Raw genomic sequence first — 17,840 nt, forward strand, 5'->3', positions numbered from 1 at the left:
GGACCTCGCTTCCGTGGGGAGGGACGAAGGGGAGGTGGTGCGTCAGCTCTCGATGTTGGCCATGACGTGCTTGACCCGGGTGTAGTCCTCGAAGCCGTACATCGACAGGTCCTTGCCGTAGCCGGACTTCTTGAAGCCGCCGTGCGGCATCTCGGCGACGAGCGGGATGTGGGTGTTGATCCAGACGCAGCCGAAGTCGAGGCGCTTGCTCATGCGCATCGCGCGCCCGAAGTCCTTGGTCCACACCGACGACGCGAGGCCGTACTCGACGCCGTTGGCCCAGGCGACGGCCTGGTCCTCGTCGGTGAAGCGCTGGACGGTGATGACCGGGCCGAAGATCTCGTCCTGGATCGCCTCGTCGTCCTGCTGCAGGCCGGAGACGACCGTCGGCGCGTAGAAGAAGCCGTCGCCCATCGCGGTGAGCCGCTCGCCACCCTGCGCGAGGTTGGCGTGGTCGGGCAGCCGGTCGATGAAGCCGGCGACCTTGGCCAGCTGGTTGCTGTTGTTGACCGGGCCGAGGAGCGCGTCCTCGTCGTCGGGCATGCCGACCTTGGCGTTGTCACGGGCGTACTCGGCCAGGGCGGCGACGAAGTCGTCGTGGATGCCCGGCGCGGCGAGCACACGGGTGGCGGCGGTGCAGTCCTGACCGGCATTGAAGTAGCCGGCCGTGGCGATGCCCTCGACCGCGGCCTCGATGTCGGCGTCGTCGAAGACGACGACCGGCGCCTTGCCGCCGAGCTCGAGGTGGGCGCGCTTGAGGTTGCGCGCCGCGGAGGCGGCGACCTCGACTCCCGCGCGCACCGAGCCGGTGATGGCGACGAGGCCGGGGGTGTCGTGCTCGACGACCATCCGACCGGTGTCGCGGTCACCGGTGATGACGTTGAAGGTGCCGGCGGGTAGGAACTCGCTGGCGACCTCGGCCATGAGCAGGGTGGTCTCGGGCGTGGTGTCGCTCGGCTTGAGGACGATCGAGTTGCCGGCGGCCAACGCCGGGCCGATCTTCCACGCGGCCATCATCATCGGGTAGTTCCACGGGGTCACCTGGCCGACGACGCCGATGGGCTCGCGGCGGATCCAGCTCGTGTGGCCCTTCATGTACTCGGCGGAGGCGCGGCCCTCGAGCACGCGGGCGGCACCGGCGAAGAAGCGCAGCTGGTCGCACATGACCGGCACCTCCTCGGTGGCGGTGAGGGCATGCGGCTTGCCGGTGTTCTCCCCTTCGAGCCGGATGAGGTCCTCGGCGCGGGACTCGAGGGCGTCGGCGAACTTGAGCAGGGCGCTCTGCCGCTCGCCCGGCGTCGCCTCGGACCACTCGGCGAAGCCGGCCTCGGCGCTCGCATAGGCCGCGTCGACGTCGGCCTGCGTGGAGACAGGAGCGTGGGCGACGACCTGCCCGGTCGCGGGGTTGACCAGATCGATGCTCGCGTCGCCGGTGGCGTCGACGTACTCGCCACCGATGAAGTTGCGCAGGGTCCGGGGCTGGGTCACGACTGGGGTCCTTCCGATCGGGAATGTGACCCAGACGATAGTGCGCCGTCGACGAAATCGACAGGCTCCGGCGGCCCTAACTGTGAAAACATCTGCGATCACGAGTGTTTCGTACGGATTTCGTCGCGCTCGGCTTGCCATGCGACCGACCTCACGCCACGATGGGCGCCATGACCACCCCTGCTCCGCTCGACGAGATGAGCAAGCAGATCATCGAGCACCTCCAGGAGGACGGTCGTCAGTCCTACGCGACGATCGGCCGGGCCGTCGGCCTCTCCGAGGCCGCCGTGCGCCAGCGCGTCGGTCGGCTCATCGACGGCGGTCTCATGCAGATCGTCGCGGTCACCGACCCGCTCCAGGTGGGCTTCCGTCGGCAGGCCATGATCGGCCTGACCGTCGACGGCGACATGGGACCGGTCGCCGATGCGCTCGCCGAGATGCCCGAGGTCGACTACGTCGTGACGACCGCCGGCAGCTTCGACCTGCTCGTCGAGGTCGTCTGCGAGGACGACGCCCACCTGCTCGACCTCCTCACCGCGCGCATCCGCACCCTGCCGGGCGTGCGCTCCACCGAGACCTTCGTCTATCTCAAGCTCAACAAGCAGCACTACAACTGGGGGACCAGATGACCCAAGAGCCCATGACCACCGCCCGCACTGCTCGGGGCACCGACCTGCAGCAGGCCGCCCGAGACCACCTGTGGATGCACTTCACCCGCCACTCCGTCTACGAGGAGGGCGGGCACATCCCGACGATCGTGCGCGGCGAGGGCCACAAGATCTGGGACGACACCGGGCGGGAGTACATCGACGGCCTCGCCGGCCTCTTCGTCGTCCAGGTCGGGCACGGTCGCCAGGAGCTCGCCGAGACGGCGCTCAAGCAGGCCGAGAAGCTCGCCTTCTTCCCCATCTGGTCCTACGCCCACCCGGCCGCCATCGAGCTCGCCGAGCGGCTCGCGGCCGGCGCCCCCGGCGACCTCAACCGCGTCTTCTTCACCACCGGTGGCGGCGAGGCCGTCGAGTCCGCGTGGAAGCTGGCCAAGCAGTACTTCAAGCTCACCGGCAAGCCGAAGAAGCACAAGGTCATCTCGCGCTCGATCGCCTACCACGGCACCCCGCACGGCGCCCTGTCGATCACCGGCCTGCCGCCGCTGAAGGAGGACTTCGAGCCGCTCGTGCCGGGCGCGCACAAGGTGCCCAACACCAACATCTACCGGGCCGCCGAGGACCTGCGCGACGACCCCAAGGCCTTCGGCCGCTGGGCCGCCGACCGGATCGCCGAGGCGATCGAGTTCGAGGGCCCCGACACCGTCGCCGCGGTCTTCCTCGAGCCGGTGCAGAATGCCGGCGGCTGCTTCCCGCCGCCGCCCGGGTACTTCGAGCGGGTGCGCGAGATCTGCGACGAGTACGACGTGCTGCTCGTCTCCGACGAGGTCATCTGCGCCTTCGGCCGGATCGGCTCGATGTTCGCCTGCGAGGACTTCGGCTACACGCCCGACATCATCACCTGCGCGAAGGGGATGACCTCCGGGTACTCCCCCATCGGCGCGATGATCGCGAGCGACCGGCTCTTCGAGCCCTACAAGAGCGGGGCCAACACCTTCACCCACGGCTACACCTTCGGTGGCCACCCGGTGAGCGCCGCGGTCGCCCTGGCCAACCTCGACATCTTCGAGCGCGAGGGGCTCAACGACCACGTGAAGGAAAATGCCCCCGCCTTCCGCCGCACCCTCGAGCGGCTGCTCGACCTGCCGATCGTCGGCGACGTGCGCGGCGAGGGCTACTTCTACGGGATCGAGCTCGTCAAGGACAAGGCGACCCGCGAGACCTTCAACGCCGCCGAGTCGGAGTCGATGCTGCGCGGCTACCTTTCCAAGGCGCTCTTCGACGCGGGCCTGTACTGCCGCGCGGACGACCGCGGCGACCCGGTCGTGCAGCTCGCTCCCCCGCTGACCATCGGCCAAGCGGAGTTCGACGACATCGAGCAGCGGCTGCGCACGGTCCTCACCGAGGCGCCCAACCACCTCTGACCCGAGTCTGCATTGCCCAACGGCAATGCAGACTCCTGACGAGCAGCGGGCCCGCCCCTTCGTGACGAAGGGAGCGGGCCCGTCCTTCGAGACGGCCGCGGACGGCCTCCTCAGGAACCGTGCGTCAGTGGCGTCAGCCGGCGGCCACCTGGAGCAGGCCGGTCGGCGTGCCGGACGGCGCGTCGGTGATCGCGTCGACGGACGCGCCCTGCAGCCCCTGGCTCACCGCGTCGGGGGTCGCCCCCGCGTTGGCCTCGAGGTACAGGGCGGCCGCACCGGCGACGTGCGGGCTGGCCATCGAGGTGCCGCTGTAGGTGTCGGTGCCACCGCCGGGCACGGTCGACTCGATGTCCTGGCCGGGGGCATAGCCCTCGACGAGCGAGCCGTAGTTGGAGAAGTCTGCGTTGCCGTCCTGGTCGGTCGAGGCCGCGGTCGTGAAGACGCCCTCGGCGCTCGCCGGGGAGACGTTGGCGGCGTCCTGGGACTCGTTGCCGGCCGCGACCGAGGTGAAGACCCCGTTGTCGACGAGGCCGGTGGCCGCGTTGTTCAGGGCCGGGTCCTTGGACCCGCCGAGCGACATGTTGGCGACCGAGGGGCCGTCGGCGTTCTGCGCGACCCAGTCCATCGCCTCGATGATGCCGGCGGAGCTGCCGCTACCGCTGTCGTCGAGCACCTTGACGCCGACGAGCTTGACGCCCGGCGCGACGCCGTAGTCGGCACTGCCGATCGTGCCGGCGACGTGCGTGCCGTGGCTCTGGCGGTCGAGGCCGTCACCGCCGGTGACGTCGAAGCCCACCGAGGCGCGGCCGCCGAACTGTGGGTGGTCCGGGTCGATGCCCGTGTCGAGGATGTAGGCGGTGACGCCGGCGCCGGTCTGGGCGGGCTCGTAGGTGCCGTCGAGGGGCAGCTGCGGGTCGTCGATCCGGTCCAGGCCCCACGGGGTCTCGCCAGCGGCGCTGCCCCGGGGCGTGTCGACCTGGATGCTCAGGTTCTCGGAGACGGCGGCGACGTCGGCGTCGGCCCGCACGTCGTGCAGCTGCTCCGGGGTCAGCTTCGCGGCGAAGCCGTCGATGACCTCGGTGTAGACGTGCGTCGGCGTCACGCCGAGGGAGCGCGCGACCTGCGCTCCGGACTCCCCCTCGTCGAGGGTGACCACATAGGTGGTCTCACCCTGCATCTGGACGGCGGCGTCGCCATGGGTCGTGAGCGGTGCCAGCTCCTCGCCCTGCGCGGAGGCGAAGGGGGCCACTGCCAGCAGCAGCGCCGCAGAGGAAACAACAACTCCGGTGCTCTTCATCGAGTACGTCATGCGTTCCTTTCGTGGACCGCCGCCGGATCTCGGCGACGGCTTGCTGCCGGACCCTAGGAGCCCCGCCGACGACTGTCCACGGCGACAAATGGGCACCTCGAAGCGTCATCGGACGGTAAGAAGATCCGCCTGATCGCGCGTCTGACGATGATCTTGCGGGCGTCCCGGACGCTGCCCGGACGCCCCAGAGCGCCGCGCGACGCCTCATTCCTTGGCGAAATCCATACGGACCCCCAACGCCCCGGACACCTTGTCGGACCGGCTGGCTAGGTTGGCGGGATGACTCGCGAGACGCGCCGCCACCCCCTGCGTGACCGGCTCGGTCGCCGGTCCGAGACCCCGCCTATCGCGAGGTCCATGACGAAGGGGGTCTGCGTCGCCTCGCCGAGTCGGGCATCTCGCTGGCCGGCTGGCGGCTGCAGGGACTCGACCTCGCGCCGCACGCGGACCACCTCTCCCGCGCCGACGTGCGCGGCCTCGTGGTCCTCGGCGGTGAGGTGCCCGACGAGCTGGCCCGTGACCTCGTCGCCCGCGGCGCGGTGATCGTGCCGCCCGACCCGACCTGCCCGGTGGAGCCCTTCCGCTCACGGCTGTACTCCCCCTTCGACCTCTACGGCGGACTCGAGACCGCCGGCTACCCGAGCACCGTCGATGCACGGGCCTACGCCTGGAGCCGTGAGGCGCGCACCCAGCACGACGCCTGGGCGACGCTGCTGCGGGCGGTCCACGACGACGCGGTGCAGGACGCGCTCGTCGAGGCGCTGCACGGGCTGACGTCGTCGGCGTCATGGGCGGGCACGCGCTCGAGCGCGGCAGCACGGACTCGTCGTCGCCGTCGCCTCGGGCACGCCCTCGCCGCCGGCGGCCACGCCGTGCTCACCGGCGGCGGTCCGGGTGCGATGGAGGCGGCCAACCTCGGGTCTCTCGCCCCGACCACCGATGCGGTCGACGTCGCACTGGATCGACTGGCCGCCGTGCCGAGCTTCCGACCGTCGGTCGAGGCATGGGCCGAGCTGGCCCTGCAGGTGCGCGCCGACCTGGGTGCGGCGGAGGGCGCGGCACGCAGCTACGGGATCCCGACGTGGTTCTACGGGCACGAACCGCCCAATGTCTTCTGCGACGGCATCGCGAAGTACTTCTCCAATGCCCTGCGCGAGGACGTGCTCCTCGCGCAGAGCACCGGTGGCCTCGTCGTCCTGCCGGGCGCGGCGGGCACGGTGCAGGAGATCTTCCAGGCGTGCACCCCGCTCTACTACGCCCCCGAGGACGAGCCGCTGCCCCCGCTCGTGCTCGTCGGGCTCGAGCACTGGACCGAGACCGTGCCGGTGTGGCCGGCCTTGCGGGCGCTCGGCACCGGCCGGCCGCTCGGCGAGGTGCTGCACCTCGTCGAGACGCCCGAGGAGGCCGCCGCGCTCCTCACGCCGTGAGGATCAGGCGCGGCCGTGCGCGGCGCGGCTGCGACGGCTCAGCGAGTCGATGACCACGGCGAGCAGGAGCACCCCACCGGTGACCATGTAGCGCACCGACGAGTCGAGGTTGAGCAGGCTCAGCCCGGAGCTGATCGACTGGATGACGATGACGCCGAGCAGGGCCGAGTAGGCCGAGCCGCGCCCGCCGAAGAGGCTCGTGCCGCCGATGACCGCTGCGGCGATGGCGTTGAGGTTGGTGTCGGCGCCACCGCTGCTCTGGTTGGCCGCGGCCAGGCGGCACGCGGCGAAGATGCCGCCGAGCGCGGCGAAGGTCGCCGTGAGCGCGAAGACCGACAGGTAGACGCGCTTGACCCGGATGCCGGCGCGGCGCGCGGCCTCGACGTTGCCGCCGACGGCCATGACGGCGCGGCCCCACGAGGTGCGTCGCAGCGCGAGGTCCATGACGACGACGAGCGCGAGGAAGGTCAGGAACATCATCGGCACGCCGCGGTCCTGGTTGAGCACGAAGGCCGGGACCCCGAGGACGAGCGCCAGCAGCACGGCCCGCACCGCCGTCGCCGTCGTCGACGGCGCGGAGAGACCGGCAGCCTTGCGCTGCATGCCCGCCCGCACGCGGGTGACGACGTAGATCGCGACGACGGCCGCGATGAGGGCATAGGTCGCCGCGGGGACGAGGAAGGTCTTCTGGGCGAACTTCACCAGCCCGGAGTCGAAGGGGAGGTTGACCGTCCCCTCGTCGCCGAGCACGAGCAGCTGCAGCCCGAGGAAGCCGAGCAGGCCCGCCAGCGTGATGACGAAGCTCGGGACGCCGAAGGTCGTGAAGATCGCCCCGTAGAGCAGGCCGACGACGAGGCCGGCGAGCAGCGCGGCGATGATCGCGACCGGCGCCGACCACCCGTGGTTGACGAAGCCGACGGCCAGGACCGCCGAGGACAGGCCGCTGATCGAGCCGACCGACAGGTCGATCTGCCCCAGCAGCAGCACGAGCACGACACCGATGGAGATCGTGCCGACGGCCGCCGACTGGAGCGTGAGGTTGACGAGGTTGCGGCTGGACAGGAAGTTGTCGTTGAGCGACTGGAAGACGACCCAGATGACGACGAGACCGATGACGACCGGCAGCGAGCCGAGGTCGCCGGTGCGGATCCGGCCCCAGGTCGCGGCGAGCCAACCGGAGAGCCCCTGCTCGGAGATCAGCCGCTCGTCCTGCAGGTCGGCGGGCAGCGTGGCGGCGTCGGACGTGGCGGGGGTGACCGGGGAGGTGCTCTCGACGTCGGGGGTGCGGGCGGTGCTCATCGGGCGGCCTCCTGGGTGGCCCGGCGCGCGGCGCGCTCCGAGACGGCATTGGTCGTCGCGCCGGTGATCGCGGCGATGATCTCCTGCGACGTGGTCTGGCTGACGTGGAAGGTGCCGTTGTTGCGGCCCAGCCGCAGCACGGTGACGCGGTCGGCGACCGCCATGACGTCGGACATGTTGTGGCTGATGAGGATGACGCCGAGGCCGTTCTCCCGCAGGCGCTCGACGAGGTTGAGCACCTCCGCGGTCTGGGCGACGCCGAGGGCCGCCGTCGGCTCGTCGAGCATGACGACCTTGGGGTTGCCGAGGAGGCTGCGGGCGATGGCGACGGTCTGCCGCTGGCCACCGGAGAGGCTCGCGACGGGGATGCGCACGGAGGGGATCTTCGCGCTCAGCTGGCGCAGCAGCCGCCAGCTCTCGCTCTCCATCGCGACCTCGTCGAGCATCCCGAGGCGGCGACGTTCCTGCCCGAGGAAGAGGTTGCCGACGACGTCGAGGTTGTCGCACAGCGCGAGGTCCTGGTGCACCGTCGCGATGCCGAGCCGCTGCGACTCGGCCGGGCTGGAGATGCTGGCCCGGGCTCCGTCGACGGTGATCTCCCCTTCGTCCGGGACGTAGACGCCGGCGATCGCCTTGACGAGGGTGGACTTGCCGGCGCCGTTGTCGCCGACGAGGGCCACGACCTCCCCCGGGCGGACGTCGAAGTCGATGTCCTTGAGAGCCTGCACGGCGCCGAAGCGTTTCGACAGCCCGTGGATCGAGAGCACCGGCTGCCCGGTGGAGGTCGTGGTCATGTCAGTCCTTCGTCGTCGTCGGTCGGGTCACTTCAGGCCGGCGGAGGCACAGGCCGTGGCGACCGAGCCCGCGCAGATGTCCTCGACCTTGTAGAAGCCGTCCTTGACGACGGTGTCCTTGATGTTGTCCTTGGAGACGACGACCGGGTCGAGGAGGGTCGCGGGCACGCCCTCCTTCTCGTCCTCGGCCTCCGGCTTCTCGCCGTTGCCCAGGGCGATGGCGGCCTTGGCGGCGTCCTCGGCCTCCGGCTTGATCGCCTTGTAGATGGTCATCCGCTGGTCGCCGGTGACGACGCGCTGGATCGCGGCGAGCTCGGCGTCCTGGCCGGTGACCGGCGGAAGGGGGTCGACGCCGCCACCCTTGAGCGCGGCGATGGCGCCGCCGGCCGTGCCGTCGTTGGCCGCGTAGACCCCGACGAGGTCGCCCTTGACCTTCGACAGCTGGCCCTCCATCCACGACTGCGCCTTGTCCGGGCTCCAGTCGGGGGTGTCGTACTCGGCGGCGACGGTGTAGTCGCTCTTGTCGATGACCGAGTGCGCGCCCTTCTTGAAGTCGGCGGCGTTGGCGTCGGTCGGGGCGCCGTTGATCATGACGATGTCGCCGGAGGTCTTGCCGTCCTCCTTCATCGCGTCGAGGAGCGCCTGGCCCTGGAGCTCCCCGACCTTCTGGTTGTCGAAGGAGACGTAGTAGTCGGAGCCGGCGACGAAGCGGTCGTAGGCGATGACCGGGATGTCCTGGCCCTTGGCGCTGCTCACGAGCGAGGCGGCAGCCTTGCCGTCGACCGCGTCGAGGACGATGACGTCCGCGCCCTCCGTGACGGCGGACTCGAACTGCTGCTGCTGCTTCGTCGCGTCCTGGTCGGCGTTGTTGTAGACGACCTCGCAGTCGGCGCACTCGGCCTTGACCGCGGCCTCGAAGAGGGGCCGGTCGAAGGACTCGTAGCGGGTCGTCTTCGACTCCGGCAGCAGGAGCGCGATCTTCAGCGCCCCACCCGAGTCGGCGTCACCCCCGGAGCCCGAGCCGGAGCCCTCCCCCGAGCTGCACGCGGTGAGGGCGCCGGCGCCGAGCGCCAGCGCGAGCGGGAGGGCCAGGGCACGGGACACGCGGTGCGCGGGAGTGGTCATGTCGATCTCCTCGTTGAGATGTGCCAGCCACCCCGTGTGGCTCGCTCAGGTCGGGACGCTAGAACTGTCGCTCCTTGACGTCAAGACTTGAACTCAATGTGTCGCCGAAGTGCGACCTCAGCCGACCCGCGCCGACCGGGCCGTGGCGGCGCGCAGCAGCGCCCCGCGCACGTCGGCCTCGTCCCCGAGCGCCCCGAGCACGAGCTCGACGCTCGCAGCCGCACTCGGGATCGCGCTGCGCTCGACGCCCTCACGCATCGCGTCGAGCAGCAGGTCACCGGTGCGAGCCAGCTGGCCGCCGACGGCGATGACCTCGGGGTTGAGCAGGTTGACCAGCCCCGCGACGGCGACGCCGAGGTGGCGGCCGGCGTCGACGATGACCCGACGACAGCCCGGGTCGCCCTGCTGGGCGCGAGCGATGATGTCGCGCAAGCCGATCGGTCCTTGGGACGGGGCGATGGCCGCGATGAGCGCCGGCGACCCGACATAGGTGTTGAGACAGCCACGGTTGCCGCACCGGCACACCGGTCCGGCCTCGTCGATCGTCACGTGGCCGATCTCCCCCGCGGTGCCGGCGCTGCCCCGGAAGACCCGCCCGCCGATGACCAGGCCGGCGCCGACGCCGTGCGAGAGCTTGAGGTAGGCGCCGGTGGAGACGCGGCTCAGCGCACCGGCCAGGAGCTCACCCTCGGCCGCGAGGTTGGCGGTGTTGTCGAGGACGACGGGTGCTCGCAGGGCGGTCTCGAGCTCGGCCGCCGCCGGCACACCCCGCCAGCCGGGCATGATCAGCTCGGAGCCGACCGCCCCGGTCACCGAGTCGACGGGCGCCGGCAGCCCGAGCGCGACCTGGTCGAGGTCGGGCACCGATCGACCGTTGTCGACGAGCAGGTCGTGCAGCAGCCGGGCCGCCCGGTCCAGCCCCTCGTCGGCGTGGTGGTCCTGCGGCAGCGGCATCCGCTGGCTGGCGATGACGTCGTTGGGTCCGGTGCCGATGGCCACGCGGATGTCCCTGTCCCCGAAGGCCACTCCCGCGAGCAGGGGCCCTCCCTCGGCGAGCGCGACGAGCACGGCGCGGCGACCGTTGCGCACGCTGTTGGACAGGGCGACCTCGCCGTCGGCGTCGAGATCGCGCACGAGGTTGGAGATCGTCGCCGGCGACAGTCCGGTCGCGCCGGAGATCTCGACCTGGGTGAGCGGGCCGTGCGCGGACAGCGTCTCGACCACCCGCTCTCGGTTGGCCCGGCGCAGCGAGGACTGCGACCCCGGAGCCGACCCGCCTGTCTTCATGATCAAAACCTAAGGGAGAGCCTGCCCTCGTGGCGAGACCCGCCCTCTCCCCTTCGCACGTATCTGAGGCGTGCGGGCCGGGGTCGCATTTCCTCAAGGAAATGCGAAGGGGGTCAGTCGAAGACGATCGTGCGCCGGCCACGCAGGACGACCCGGCGCTCGACGTGCCAGCGCAGCGCCCGGGCGAAGGCCATCGCCTCGAGCTCGGCGCCGGTAGCGGCGAGCTGTGCCGGGCTCATCCGGTGGTCGACCCGGCGGAAGTCCTGCTCGATGATCGGGCCCTCGTCGAGGTCGGAGGTCACGTAGTGGGCCGTGGCCCCGATGACCTTGACCCCGCGCTCGTGCGCCTGCGAGTAGGGCGCGCCCCTTGAAGGACGGCAGCAGCGAGTGGTGGATGTTGATGACCCGGCCGGGCAGGTCGGCGCACAGGTCCTCGGAGAGCACCTGCATGTAGCGCGCGAGCGCCACCGTCTCGACCCGCTCGGCCGCGATGATCTCTCGCAGCCGCGCCTCGGCCTGCGGCTTGGTCTCCCGGGTGACCGGCACGTGGTGGAAGGGGATGCCGTGCCACTCGACCTCGGCGCGGAAGTCCTCGTGGTTGGACACGACGGCCGGCACGACGACGTTGAGCTGGCCGGTGCGCACCCGGAAGAGCAGGTCGTTGAGCACGTGCCCCTGACGGCTCACCATGACGAGCAGCCGGTGCGGCTCGCTCGGGTCGTGGACGTCGACGTCGGCGCCGAGCTCGTCGGCCAGTCGGGCGCGCTGCGCCTCGAGCCGCTCGGCGTCGATCGCCCCCTCCCCCTGCAGGTGCATCCGCAGGTGGAACTCGCCGGTCGACGGGTCGCCGAACTGCTGGCTGTCGAGGATGTTGAGGTCGAGCCCGGCCATCGCCCCGGTGACGGCGTGGACGATGCCACGGCGGTCCGGTCCGCTCAGGGTGAGGACGATCTCGTGGGCCTCGGTGACGGGCGCGCTCATGCGGTCGCCGCCGCGAGCTGCCCGCAGGCGCCGTCGATGTCGCTGCCGCGCGTGTCCCGCACCGTCGTCGGGATGCCGTGAGCGCGCAGCCGCTCGACGAACTGCTGCTCGACGCCGCGCCGCGAGGCGGTCCACTTCGACCCCGGCGTGGGGTTGAGCGGGATCGGGTTGACGTGCACCCAGCCCTTGCCGCGCTCGGTGAGCTTCTTGCCGAGCAGGTCGGCACGCCAGGCCTGGTCGTTGATGTCGCGGATCAGGGCGTACTCGATGCTCACCCGGCGCCCGGTGCGCAGGTAGTAGCGGTGCGCGGCGTCGATCGCCTCGTCGACCTTGAAGCGCGTGTTGATCGGCACGAGCTCGTCGCGCAGCTCGTCGTCGGGCGCGTGCAGCGACAGCGCGAGCGTCACCGGGATGCCCTCCTCGGTGAGCCGGTCGATGCCGGTGACCAGACCGACGGACGACATCGTGATGCCGCGGGCGCTCATGCCCAGGCCCTCCGGCGAGGGGTCGACCATGCGGCGGATGGCACCGATCGCGGCCTTGTAGTTGGCCAGGGCCTCACCCATGCCCATGAAGACGACGTTGGTGACGCGGCGACCCGACGACGAAGGGAGGGACTCCCCTTCGTCATCGGCCTCGGCACCGAGCGCGGCGCCGGCGTCGTCACCCAGCGGCAGGTCACCGGCCTCCGCGAGCAGACGGTTGGCCTCGACGACCTGGCCGACGATCTCGGCCGTCGACATGTTGCGCGTCAGGCCCTCCTGGCCGGTGGCGCAGAAGGGGCAGTTCATCCCGCAGCCGGCCTGGCTGGAGATGCAGATCGTCGCCCGGCGCGGGTAGCGCATGAGCACCGACTCGACGAGGGCACCGTCGTGCAGGCGCCAGACCGACTTCAGGGTCGCTCCGCGGTCGGCGGTGATCGTGCGCACCGGCGTGAGCAGGCGCGGGAGCATCGCGGCGGCAAGCTCCTCGCGGGCGGCCTTGGGCAGGTCACTCATCTGCTCGGGGTCGTCGGTGTGGTGGGTGAAGTAGTGCGTCGACAGCTGCTTCGCGCGGAAGCCGGGCAGACCCAACTCCTTGGCCCACTCGACCCGGCCGGCGAGGTCGAGGTCGGCGAGATGGCGCGGCGGCTTGCCGCGGCGGGGCGCGGTCATCGTCAGCTGGCCGGGCGCCGGGCGGGCGGTCGAGGGCGTGGGCAGGTCGGTCATCCCGCCCATCATCTCAGGTCAGGAGCGTGCCCCACCAAAGCTGCCCGCAGCCGGGTCGGCGGCGTCGCGCCCCTGCCCCGCGCCGTGGGCCGCCTCGTCGGGAGTCGATGACTGCTCCGGGCCGGAGAGCACGCCGACGAGGGCCTCGTGGACCGCCTCGGCGCTGCCGATGGTCGGCTCCTCGGTGAGGTGGTACCACTCGTCCGCCCCCTCGTAGCGCACCCGGGAGGAGACCTGCCCGTCACGCTCGCTCGTCTCGAGCTCGATGCGGCCGGTGATGATGCCGACCTCACGGGTGGCCACGCCACCGGGTCGGGCGGTGAAGGTGCTCGTGCGGCTCATCGTCGGCCTCAGCAGCTCGCGAGCCGGTCGGACAGCGCGGTCTTCTCCGCGGACTGCAGGGCCAGCCCCCAGCGATACTTCGTCGCCACCCACATCTTGGCGTAGGTGCACCGGTAGGTCGTGCGGGTCGGCCACCACGTCGAGGGGTCCTGGTCCCCCTTCGACCGGTTGGAGGAGGCCGAGACGGCGATGAGTTGGGGGCCCTCGAGGTCGTTGGCGAAGTCCTCGCGCTCCTGGTCCGACCACGAGTCCGCGCCGGAGCGCCACGCCTCGGCGAGCGGGACGACGTGGTCGATGTCGAGGTCGCTGCCGTCGGTGAAGGAGGCGCCGTCGTACTCGCTGAACCAGTCCCCCGACGTGGGCCGGCAGTCCGAGCCGACCTCGACGTCGTCGCCGTCCCGGGCGAGGACTGTCTCGCGGGTGTCGCACCTGTCGACGGTGATCCAGTGGTTGAACTCGTCGCGGTCGTAGCCGGTCATCGACCCCTCCGTCTCGACGGGCAGGGCGTCGAGCTGGCTGATGGCGGTGGCCGTCGACGGGATGCCCGGGGGCGATGCGGTGGCCGAGGCGGCCGGCGCCAGGGCGATCGAGGTGGCCGCGGTGGCAGCGAGGACGGAGCAGGTGGCGCGCAGGCGCATGGCGGGTCCTTGACGGTCGGGTGCCGGGGCACGAGCGACGCTAGGGCCGGGTGTGGGACCGCGGGTGAACACGCGGTCAGGGGCGGCCGTGGACCCCGTCAGGGATGCGTCAGGGAGGTCAGTGCGGGGCGATGATCCGCAGCGCCACCCACATGAGCGGGATGACGAGGACGAGGGAGTCGAGCCGGTCCATGAGGCCACCGTGGGCCGGCAGGATGTTGGACATGTCCTTGATCCCGAGGTTGCGCTTGAGGCTGGACTCGATGAGGTCGCCGATCGTCGCCACCGGGGCGGTGAGCGCCCCGAGGATCGCGCCCTGCCACCACGCCCCGTCGAGGGTGAGCGGGATGGCGATCGCGCCGACCGCGGCGCACGAGATGACCGAGCCGGCGAAGCCCTCCCAGGACTTCTTCGGGGACAGCTTCGGCGCCATCGGGTGCTTGCCGAAGAGCACACCGAAGGCATAGCCCCCGATGTCGGAGAAGATGGTGATGAGGATGAAGACGAAGATGCGCCACTGGCCCTGGGGCTCCGCGAGCATCATCGCGGCGAAGCCCGCGAGCAGGCAGGGGTAGAGCAGGATCAGCGCACCGGCACCGACATCACGCAGCGCCCCCGCGAGCCCGTCGGCGACCCGCCAGACGAGCGTGGCGACGAGGGTCAGCGCGGCCGCGAAGACGAGCGCCTCGGCCCCGCGGACGTAGGCGGCGACCGTCATGCTCACGGCGCCGATGGCGACCGGGGCGAAGGGGGCGTAGAGCCCCCCTTCGCTCAGGGCCTGGCGCATCTCCCACACCGCCACGACCATGGCGACGCAGACGACGACGAGGAAGGCGACGGGGTGCAGCGCCAGCGAACCGGCGGCCACGCCGCCCAGGGCGACGCCGGTCGCGATGGCGACGGGCAGGTTGCGCCCGGCACGACTCGTCGGAGCGGCCGGGGCGGGCGCGGCCGCCCGGACGGAGCGACGGGTCGCGGACTCGGGCTCGGTCACATCAGACCTCGGAGAGCTCGGCTTCCTTGGACTTGAGGAGGGTGTCGACGGTCTCGACGTACTTCTTCGTCAGCGCGTCGAGCTCCTTCTCGCCCCGGGTGCCGTCGTCCTCGCCGACCTCGCCGTCCTTGACGAGCTTGTCGATGGTGTCCTTGGCGGCACGTCGGACGTGGCGGATCGAGATCTTGGCGTCCTCGCCCTGCGAGTGCGCCAGCTTGATGTACTCCTTGCGCCGCTCGGCGGTCAGCTCGGGCATGGTCACGCGGATGACCGTGCCGTCGTTGCTCGGGTTGGCGCCGAGGTCGGAGTCACGCAGCGCGCTCTCGATCGCACCCATCGACGACTTGTCGAAGGGGGTGATGAGCAGGGTGCGGGCCTCGGGCGTGGCGAAGGAGGCGAGCTGCTGCAGCGGCGTCGGCGACCCGTAGTAGTCGACGAGGACCCCGCTGAAGAGGCCCGGGTTGACGCGACCGGTGCGGATCCCGGCGAAGTTGTCCTTGGCCACCTCGACGGCCTTGTCCATCTTGTCCTCGGCCTCGAGCAGTGCGTCCTCGATCATTGGGGCTCTCCTTGTCCGGCCGTGGCGGCCGTGGCGGGCGGGCGGCGGGTGCCGCGGTGGTCTGGGGTCAGTCTCTCACTCAGGCGTGGACGAGGGTGCCGATGGACTCGCCGAGCAGGGCTCGGGTCACATTGCCCTCGCCCTCCATGCCGAAGACGAGCATCGGCAGGTTGTTCTCCCGGCAGAGGCTGAAGGCCGCGGCGTCGACGACCTTGAGGTCCTGCTGCAGCGCCTGCTCGTAGGTGACGCTCTCGAGCTTGCGGGCGTCGGGGTTCTTGCGCGGGTCGGAGTCGTAGACCCCGTCGACGCCGTTCTTGGACATCAGCACCGCGTCGCACTTGATCTCCAGGGCGCGCTGGGCGCTCACCGTGTCGGTCGAGAAGAAGGGCATGCCGGCACCCGCACCGAAGATGACGACGCGACCCTTCTCGAGGTGGCGGATCGCGCGACGCGGGATGTAGGGCTCGGCGACCTGGCCCATCGTGATGGCGGTCTGGACGCGGGTGTCGACGCCGGCGTCCTCGAGGAAGTCCTGCAGCGCAAGGCAGTTCATCACCGTGCCGAGCATGCCCATGTAGTCGGCTCGGGTGCGGTCCATGCCCTGCTCCTGCAGCTGGGCGCCCCGGAAGAAGTTGCCGCCGCCGACGACGATCGCGACCTGGACTCCCTTCGCCACGGCCTCGGCGATCTGGTCCGCCACACCGCGCACGACGTCGGGGGCCACCCCGACCTTGCCGCCGCCGAAGACCTCGCCGGACAGCTTGAGGAGGACGCGTCGGTAGGGGGTGGTGGTCTCGTCGGACACGGGTGTGCTCCCTGTGGTCGAGGGCGAAGGGGGATCGCCCCGATCCTTCCACAGGTGCGGCCCGGCAGAGGACTCCTCGGCGAGGACCGGCGACGACCCGATGGCGAAGGGAGATCACCGGGACTCTGCTTGACATTTCGCGACCAGTTGTCAAGTTACCCGAACGTCAGTACCGTCACCGCAGCAGGACCACTCGACGACGAGGAGCTGTGGCATGACGACGATGGTGTCGGCAGACGGACAGGTGACGTGGCGCGATCGCAAGCGCCATCTGTGGCTCATCGGGCTGGTCGTGCCCTCGCTGGCCTTCGTGGCCTACCTCGGCTACGCGACGACCGGCTGGCACTGGTGGCTGTGGCTCGGCCCGATCATCATCCTCGGCGTCATCCCGGCGATCGACCTGCTCGTGGGACGTGACGCGCACAACCCGCCCGAGGAGCTCGTCAAGGCGCTCGAGGCCGACCGCTACTACGCGTGGATCATCTACGCCTACGTCCCGATCCAGTACCTCGGCTTCGCCGCGGCGATGTACCTCATCGCCCGGGGCAACCCCACGCCCGACGTGCTCGGCGCCCTCGGCCTGGGCGACCTGGCGGCCGACCTGCCCGGGCGACTGGGCACTCCCTTCGAGCTGACGACGATCGACAAGATCGGGGCGGCGGTCTCGATCGGCTGCGTCGGGGGCATCGCCATCAACACCGCCCACGAGCTGGGCCACAAGCGGCCGCAGCACGAGCGCTGGCTGTCCAAGGTGGCGCTCGCGCAGAGCGGCTACGGGCACTTCTTCATCGAGCACAACCGCGGCCACCACGTCCGGGTCGCGACGCCCGAGGACCCGGCGAGCTCGCGGCTGGGCGAGAGCTTCTACGCCTTCTGGCCCCGCACCGTGATCGGCTCGCTGCGCAGCGCATGGCGCCTCGAGGCCCGCCGGCTGGCCCGCCGCGGCAAGCACCCGTGGCGCCTCGACAACGACGTGCTCAATGCCTGGCTCATGACGCTCGTGCTCTGGGCCGCGCTCGTGCTGTGGCTCGGGCCGGGGCTGCTCCCCTACCTCCTCCTCCAGGGGTTCATCGGGCTCAGCCTGCTCGAGGTCGTCAACTACCTCGAGCACTACGGGATGCTGCGGACCAAGGTCCACCACGGCGACGTCGAGCGCTACGAGCGCGTCCTGCAGAGCCACTCGTGGAACTCCGACAACATCGCGACCAATGTCTTCCTCTACCACCTGCAGCGGCACAGCGACCACCACGCCAACCCGACGCGGCGCTACCAGGCGCTGCGCAGCTTCGACGAGGCCCCGGTGCTGCCGACCGGCTATGCGGGCATGATCGTCCTCGCCCTCGTGCCCCCGCTGTGGCGGCGAGTCATGGACCCCCGGGTCGCGGCCCACTTCGACGGCGACCTGACCCGGGCCAACATCGACCCACGCAAGCGGGAGCGGATCCTCGCCGCGCACTCGGCCCGGCAGGACCGCGCGTCGGGCGGGGCCAGCGGCGATCGCCGTGCTCGAGGCGCCCGCGCTGCCCGAGGCCGCCCAGACGACGTCCAGCCGGCC

The 17,840-nt window shown here is 71.0% G+C and carries 16 protein-coding genes and 1 pseudogene; 4 read left to right on the plus strand and 13 right to left on the minus strand.

Annotation, left to right across the window (positions count from 1 at the left end):
* Positions 1–42: 42 nt before the first annotated feature.
* Positions 43–1,488, minus strand: a complete 1,446-nt coding sequence (locus tag AC2W7J_RS01780) for a gamma-aminobutyraldehyde dehydrogenase (RefSeq protein WP_255185791.1) — start codon at positions 1,486–1,488, stop codon at positions 43–45.
* 170 nt (positions 1,489–1,658) lie between these two features.
* On the opposite strand from AC2W7J_RS01780, the gene AC2W7J_RS01785 reads away from it, so the two are divergent.
* Positions 1,659–2,117: an Lrp/AsnC family transcriptional regulator gene (locus AC2W7J_RS01785; protein ID WP_255185790.1), complete on the plus strand. Its 459-nt coding sequence runs from the start codon at positions 1,659–1,661 to the stop codon at positions 2,115–2,117.
* Positions 2,114–3,517: an aspartate aminotransferase family protein gene (locus AC2W7J_RS01790; RefSeq protein WP_255185789.1), complete on the plus strand. Its 1,404-nt coding sequence runs from the start codon at positions 2,114–2,116 to the stop codon at positions 3,515–3,517. The genes AC2W7J_RS01785 and AC2W7J_RS01790 overlap by 4 nt, the downstream gene beginning before the upstream one ends.
* A 133-nt stretch (positions 3,518–3,650) precedes the next feature.
* On the opposite strand, the gene AC2W7J_RS01795 is transcribed toward AC2W7J_RS01790, so the two are convergent.
* Positions 3,651–4,826, minus strand: coding sequence for a S8 family peptidase (locus AC2W7J_RS01795; protein ID WP_421006844.1), 1,176 nt, complete (start codon positions 4,824–4,826; stop codon positions 3,651–3,653).
* A gap of 467 nt (positions 4,827–5,293) precedes the next feature.
* On the opposite strand from AC2W7J_RS01795, the gene AC2W7J_RS01800 reads away from it, so the two are divergent.
* Positions 5,294–6,253 carry an LOG family protein gene (locus tag AC2W7J_RS01800; RefSeq protein ID WP_485981211.1) on the plus strand — a complete coding sequence of 320 codons (960 nt, stop codon included), beginning with the start codon at positions 5,294–5,296 and terminating at the stop codon, positions 6,251–6,253.
* 3 nt (positions 6,254–6,256) lie between these two features.
* Here AC2W7J_RS01800 and AC2W7J_RS01805 read toward each other — a convergent pair whose 3' ends face one another.
* The 11 genes and pseudogenes from AC2W7J_RS01805 to pyrH all read right to left on the minus strand — a co-directional run bounded on the left by AC2W7J_RS01805 (position 6,257) and on the right by pyrH (position 16,285).
* Positions 6,257–7,552, minus strand: a complete 1,296-nt coding sequence (locus AC2W7J_RS01805) for a sugar ABC transporter permease (RefSeq protein WP_255185786.1) — start codon at positions 7,550–7,552, stop codon at positions 6,257–6,259.
* Complete coding sequence (locus AC2W7J_RS01810; protein ID WP_255185785.1) at positions 7,549–8,346, minus strand: ATP-binding cassette domain-containing protein; 798 nt, start codon at positions 8,344–8,346, stop codon at positions 7,549–7,551. Before AC2W7J_RS01810 ends, AC2W7J_RS01805 begins: the two co-directional genes overlap by 4 nt.
* Before the next feature lie 27 nt (positions 8,347–8,373).
* A complete protein-coding gene (locus AC2W7J_RS01815) occupies positions 8,374–9,471 on the minus strand; it encodes an ABC transporter substrate-binding protein (RefSeq protein WP_427802640.1) in 1,098 nt (365 codons plus the stop codon).
* Positions 9,472–9,588: 117 nt separating this feature from the next.
* The gene (locus tag AC2W7J_RS01820) at positions 9,589–10,758 is read right to left on the minus strand and encodes an ROK family transcriptional regulator (protein ID WP_485981214.1); all 1,170 of its coding nucleotides are present in this window, start codon (positions 10,756–10,758) and stop codon (positions 9,589–9,591) included.
* Positions 10,759–10,991: 233 nt separating this feature from the next.
* Positions 10,992–11,739: pseudogene (locus tag AC2W7J_RS01825) on the minus strand (formyltetrahydrofolate deformylase); the annotation flags it as partial.
* Positions 11,736–12,947, minus strand: coding sequence for a 23S rRNA (adenine(2503)-C(2))-methyltransferase RlmN (gene rlmN / locus AC2W7J_RS01830; protein ID WP_255185781.1), 1,212 nt, complete (start codon positions 12,945–12,947; stop codon positions 11,736–11,738). The gene rlmN and the pseudogene AC2W7J_RS01825, both read right to left, overlap by 4 nt.
* Before the next feature lie 18 nt (positions 12,948–12,965).
* Positions 12,966–13,289 carry a hypothetical protein gene (locus tag AC2W7J_RS01835; protein ID WP_485981215.1) on the minus strand — a complete coding sequence of 108 codons (324 nt, stop codon included), beginning with the start codon at positions 13,287–13,289 and terminating at the stop codon, positions 12,966–12,968.
* Between the two features lie 8 nt (positions 13,290–13,297).
* A complete protein-coding gene (locus AC2W7J_RS01840) occupies positions 13,298–13,927 on the minus strand; it encodes an HNH endonuclease family protein (protein WP_485981216.1) in 630 nt (209 codons plus the stop codon).
* A 118-nt stretch (positions 13,928–14,045) separates the two neighbouring features.
* Positions 14,046–14,921 (minus strand): phosphatidate cytidylyltransferase, encoded by an 876-nt coding sequence (locus AC2W7J_RS01845; protein ID WP_255185778.1) that lies wholly within the window; start codon positions 14,919–14,921, stop codon positions 14,046–14,048.
* Position 14,922: 1 nt separating this feature from the next.
* Complete coding sequence (frr, locus tag AC2W7J_RS01850; RefSeq protein WP_421006858.1) at positions 14,923–15,480, minus strand: ribosome recycling factor; 558 nt, start codon at positions 15,478–15,480, stop codon at positions 14,923–14,925.
* Positions 15,481–15,559: 79 nt separating this feature from the next.
* The gene (pyrH, locus tag AC2W7J_RS01855; protein ID WP_485981219.1) at positions 15,560–16,285 is read right to left on the minus strand and encodes a UMP kinase; all 726 of its coding nucleotides are present in this window, start codon (positions 16,283–16,285) and stop codon (positions 15,560–15,562) included.
* 214 nt (positions 16,286–16,499) lie between these two features.
* Here pyrH and AC2W7J_RS01860 point away from each other — a divergent pair.
* Positions 16,500–17,840, plus strand: a 1,341-nt coding sequence (locus AC2W7J_RS01860) for an alkane 1-monooxygenase (protein ID WP_485981221.1), incomplete at its 3' end; no start/stop codon positions are given.

This window comes from Janibacter sp. CFPM2_SD2 (genome assembly GCF_057364645.1).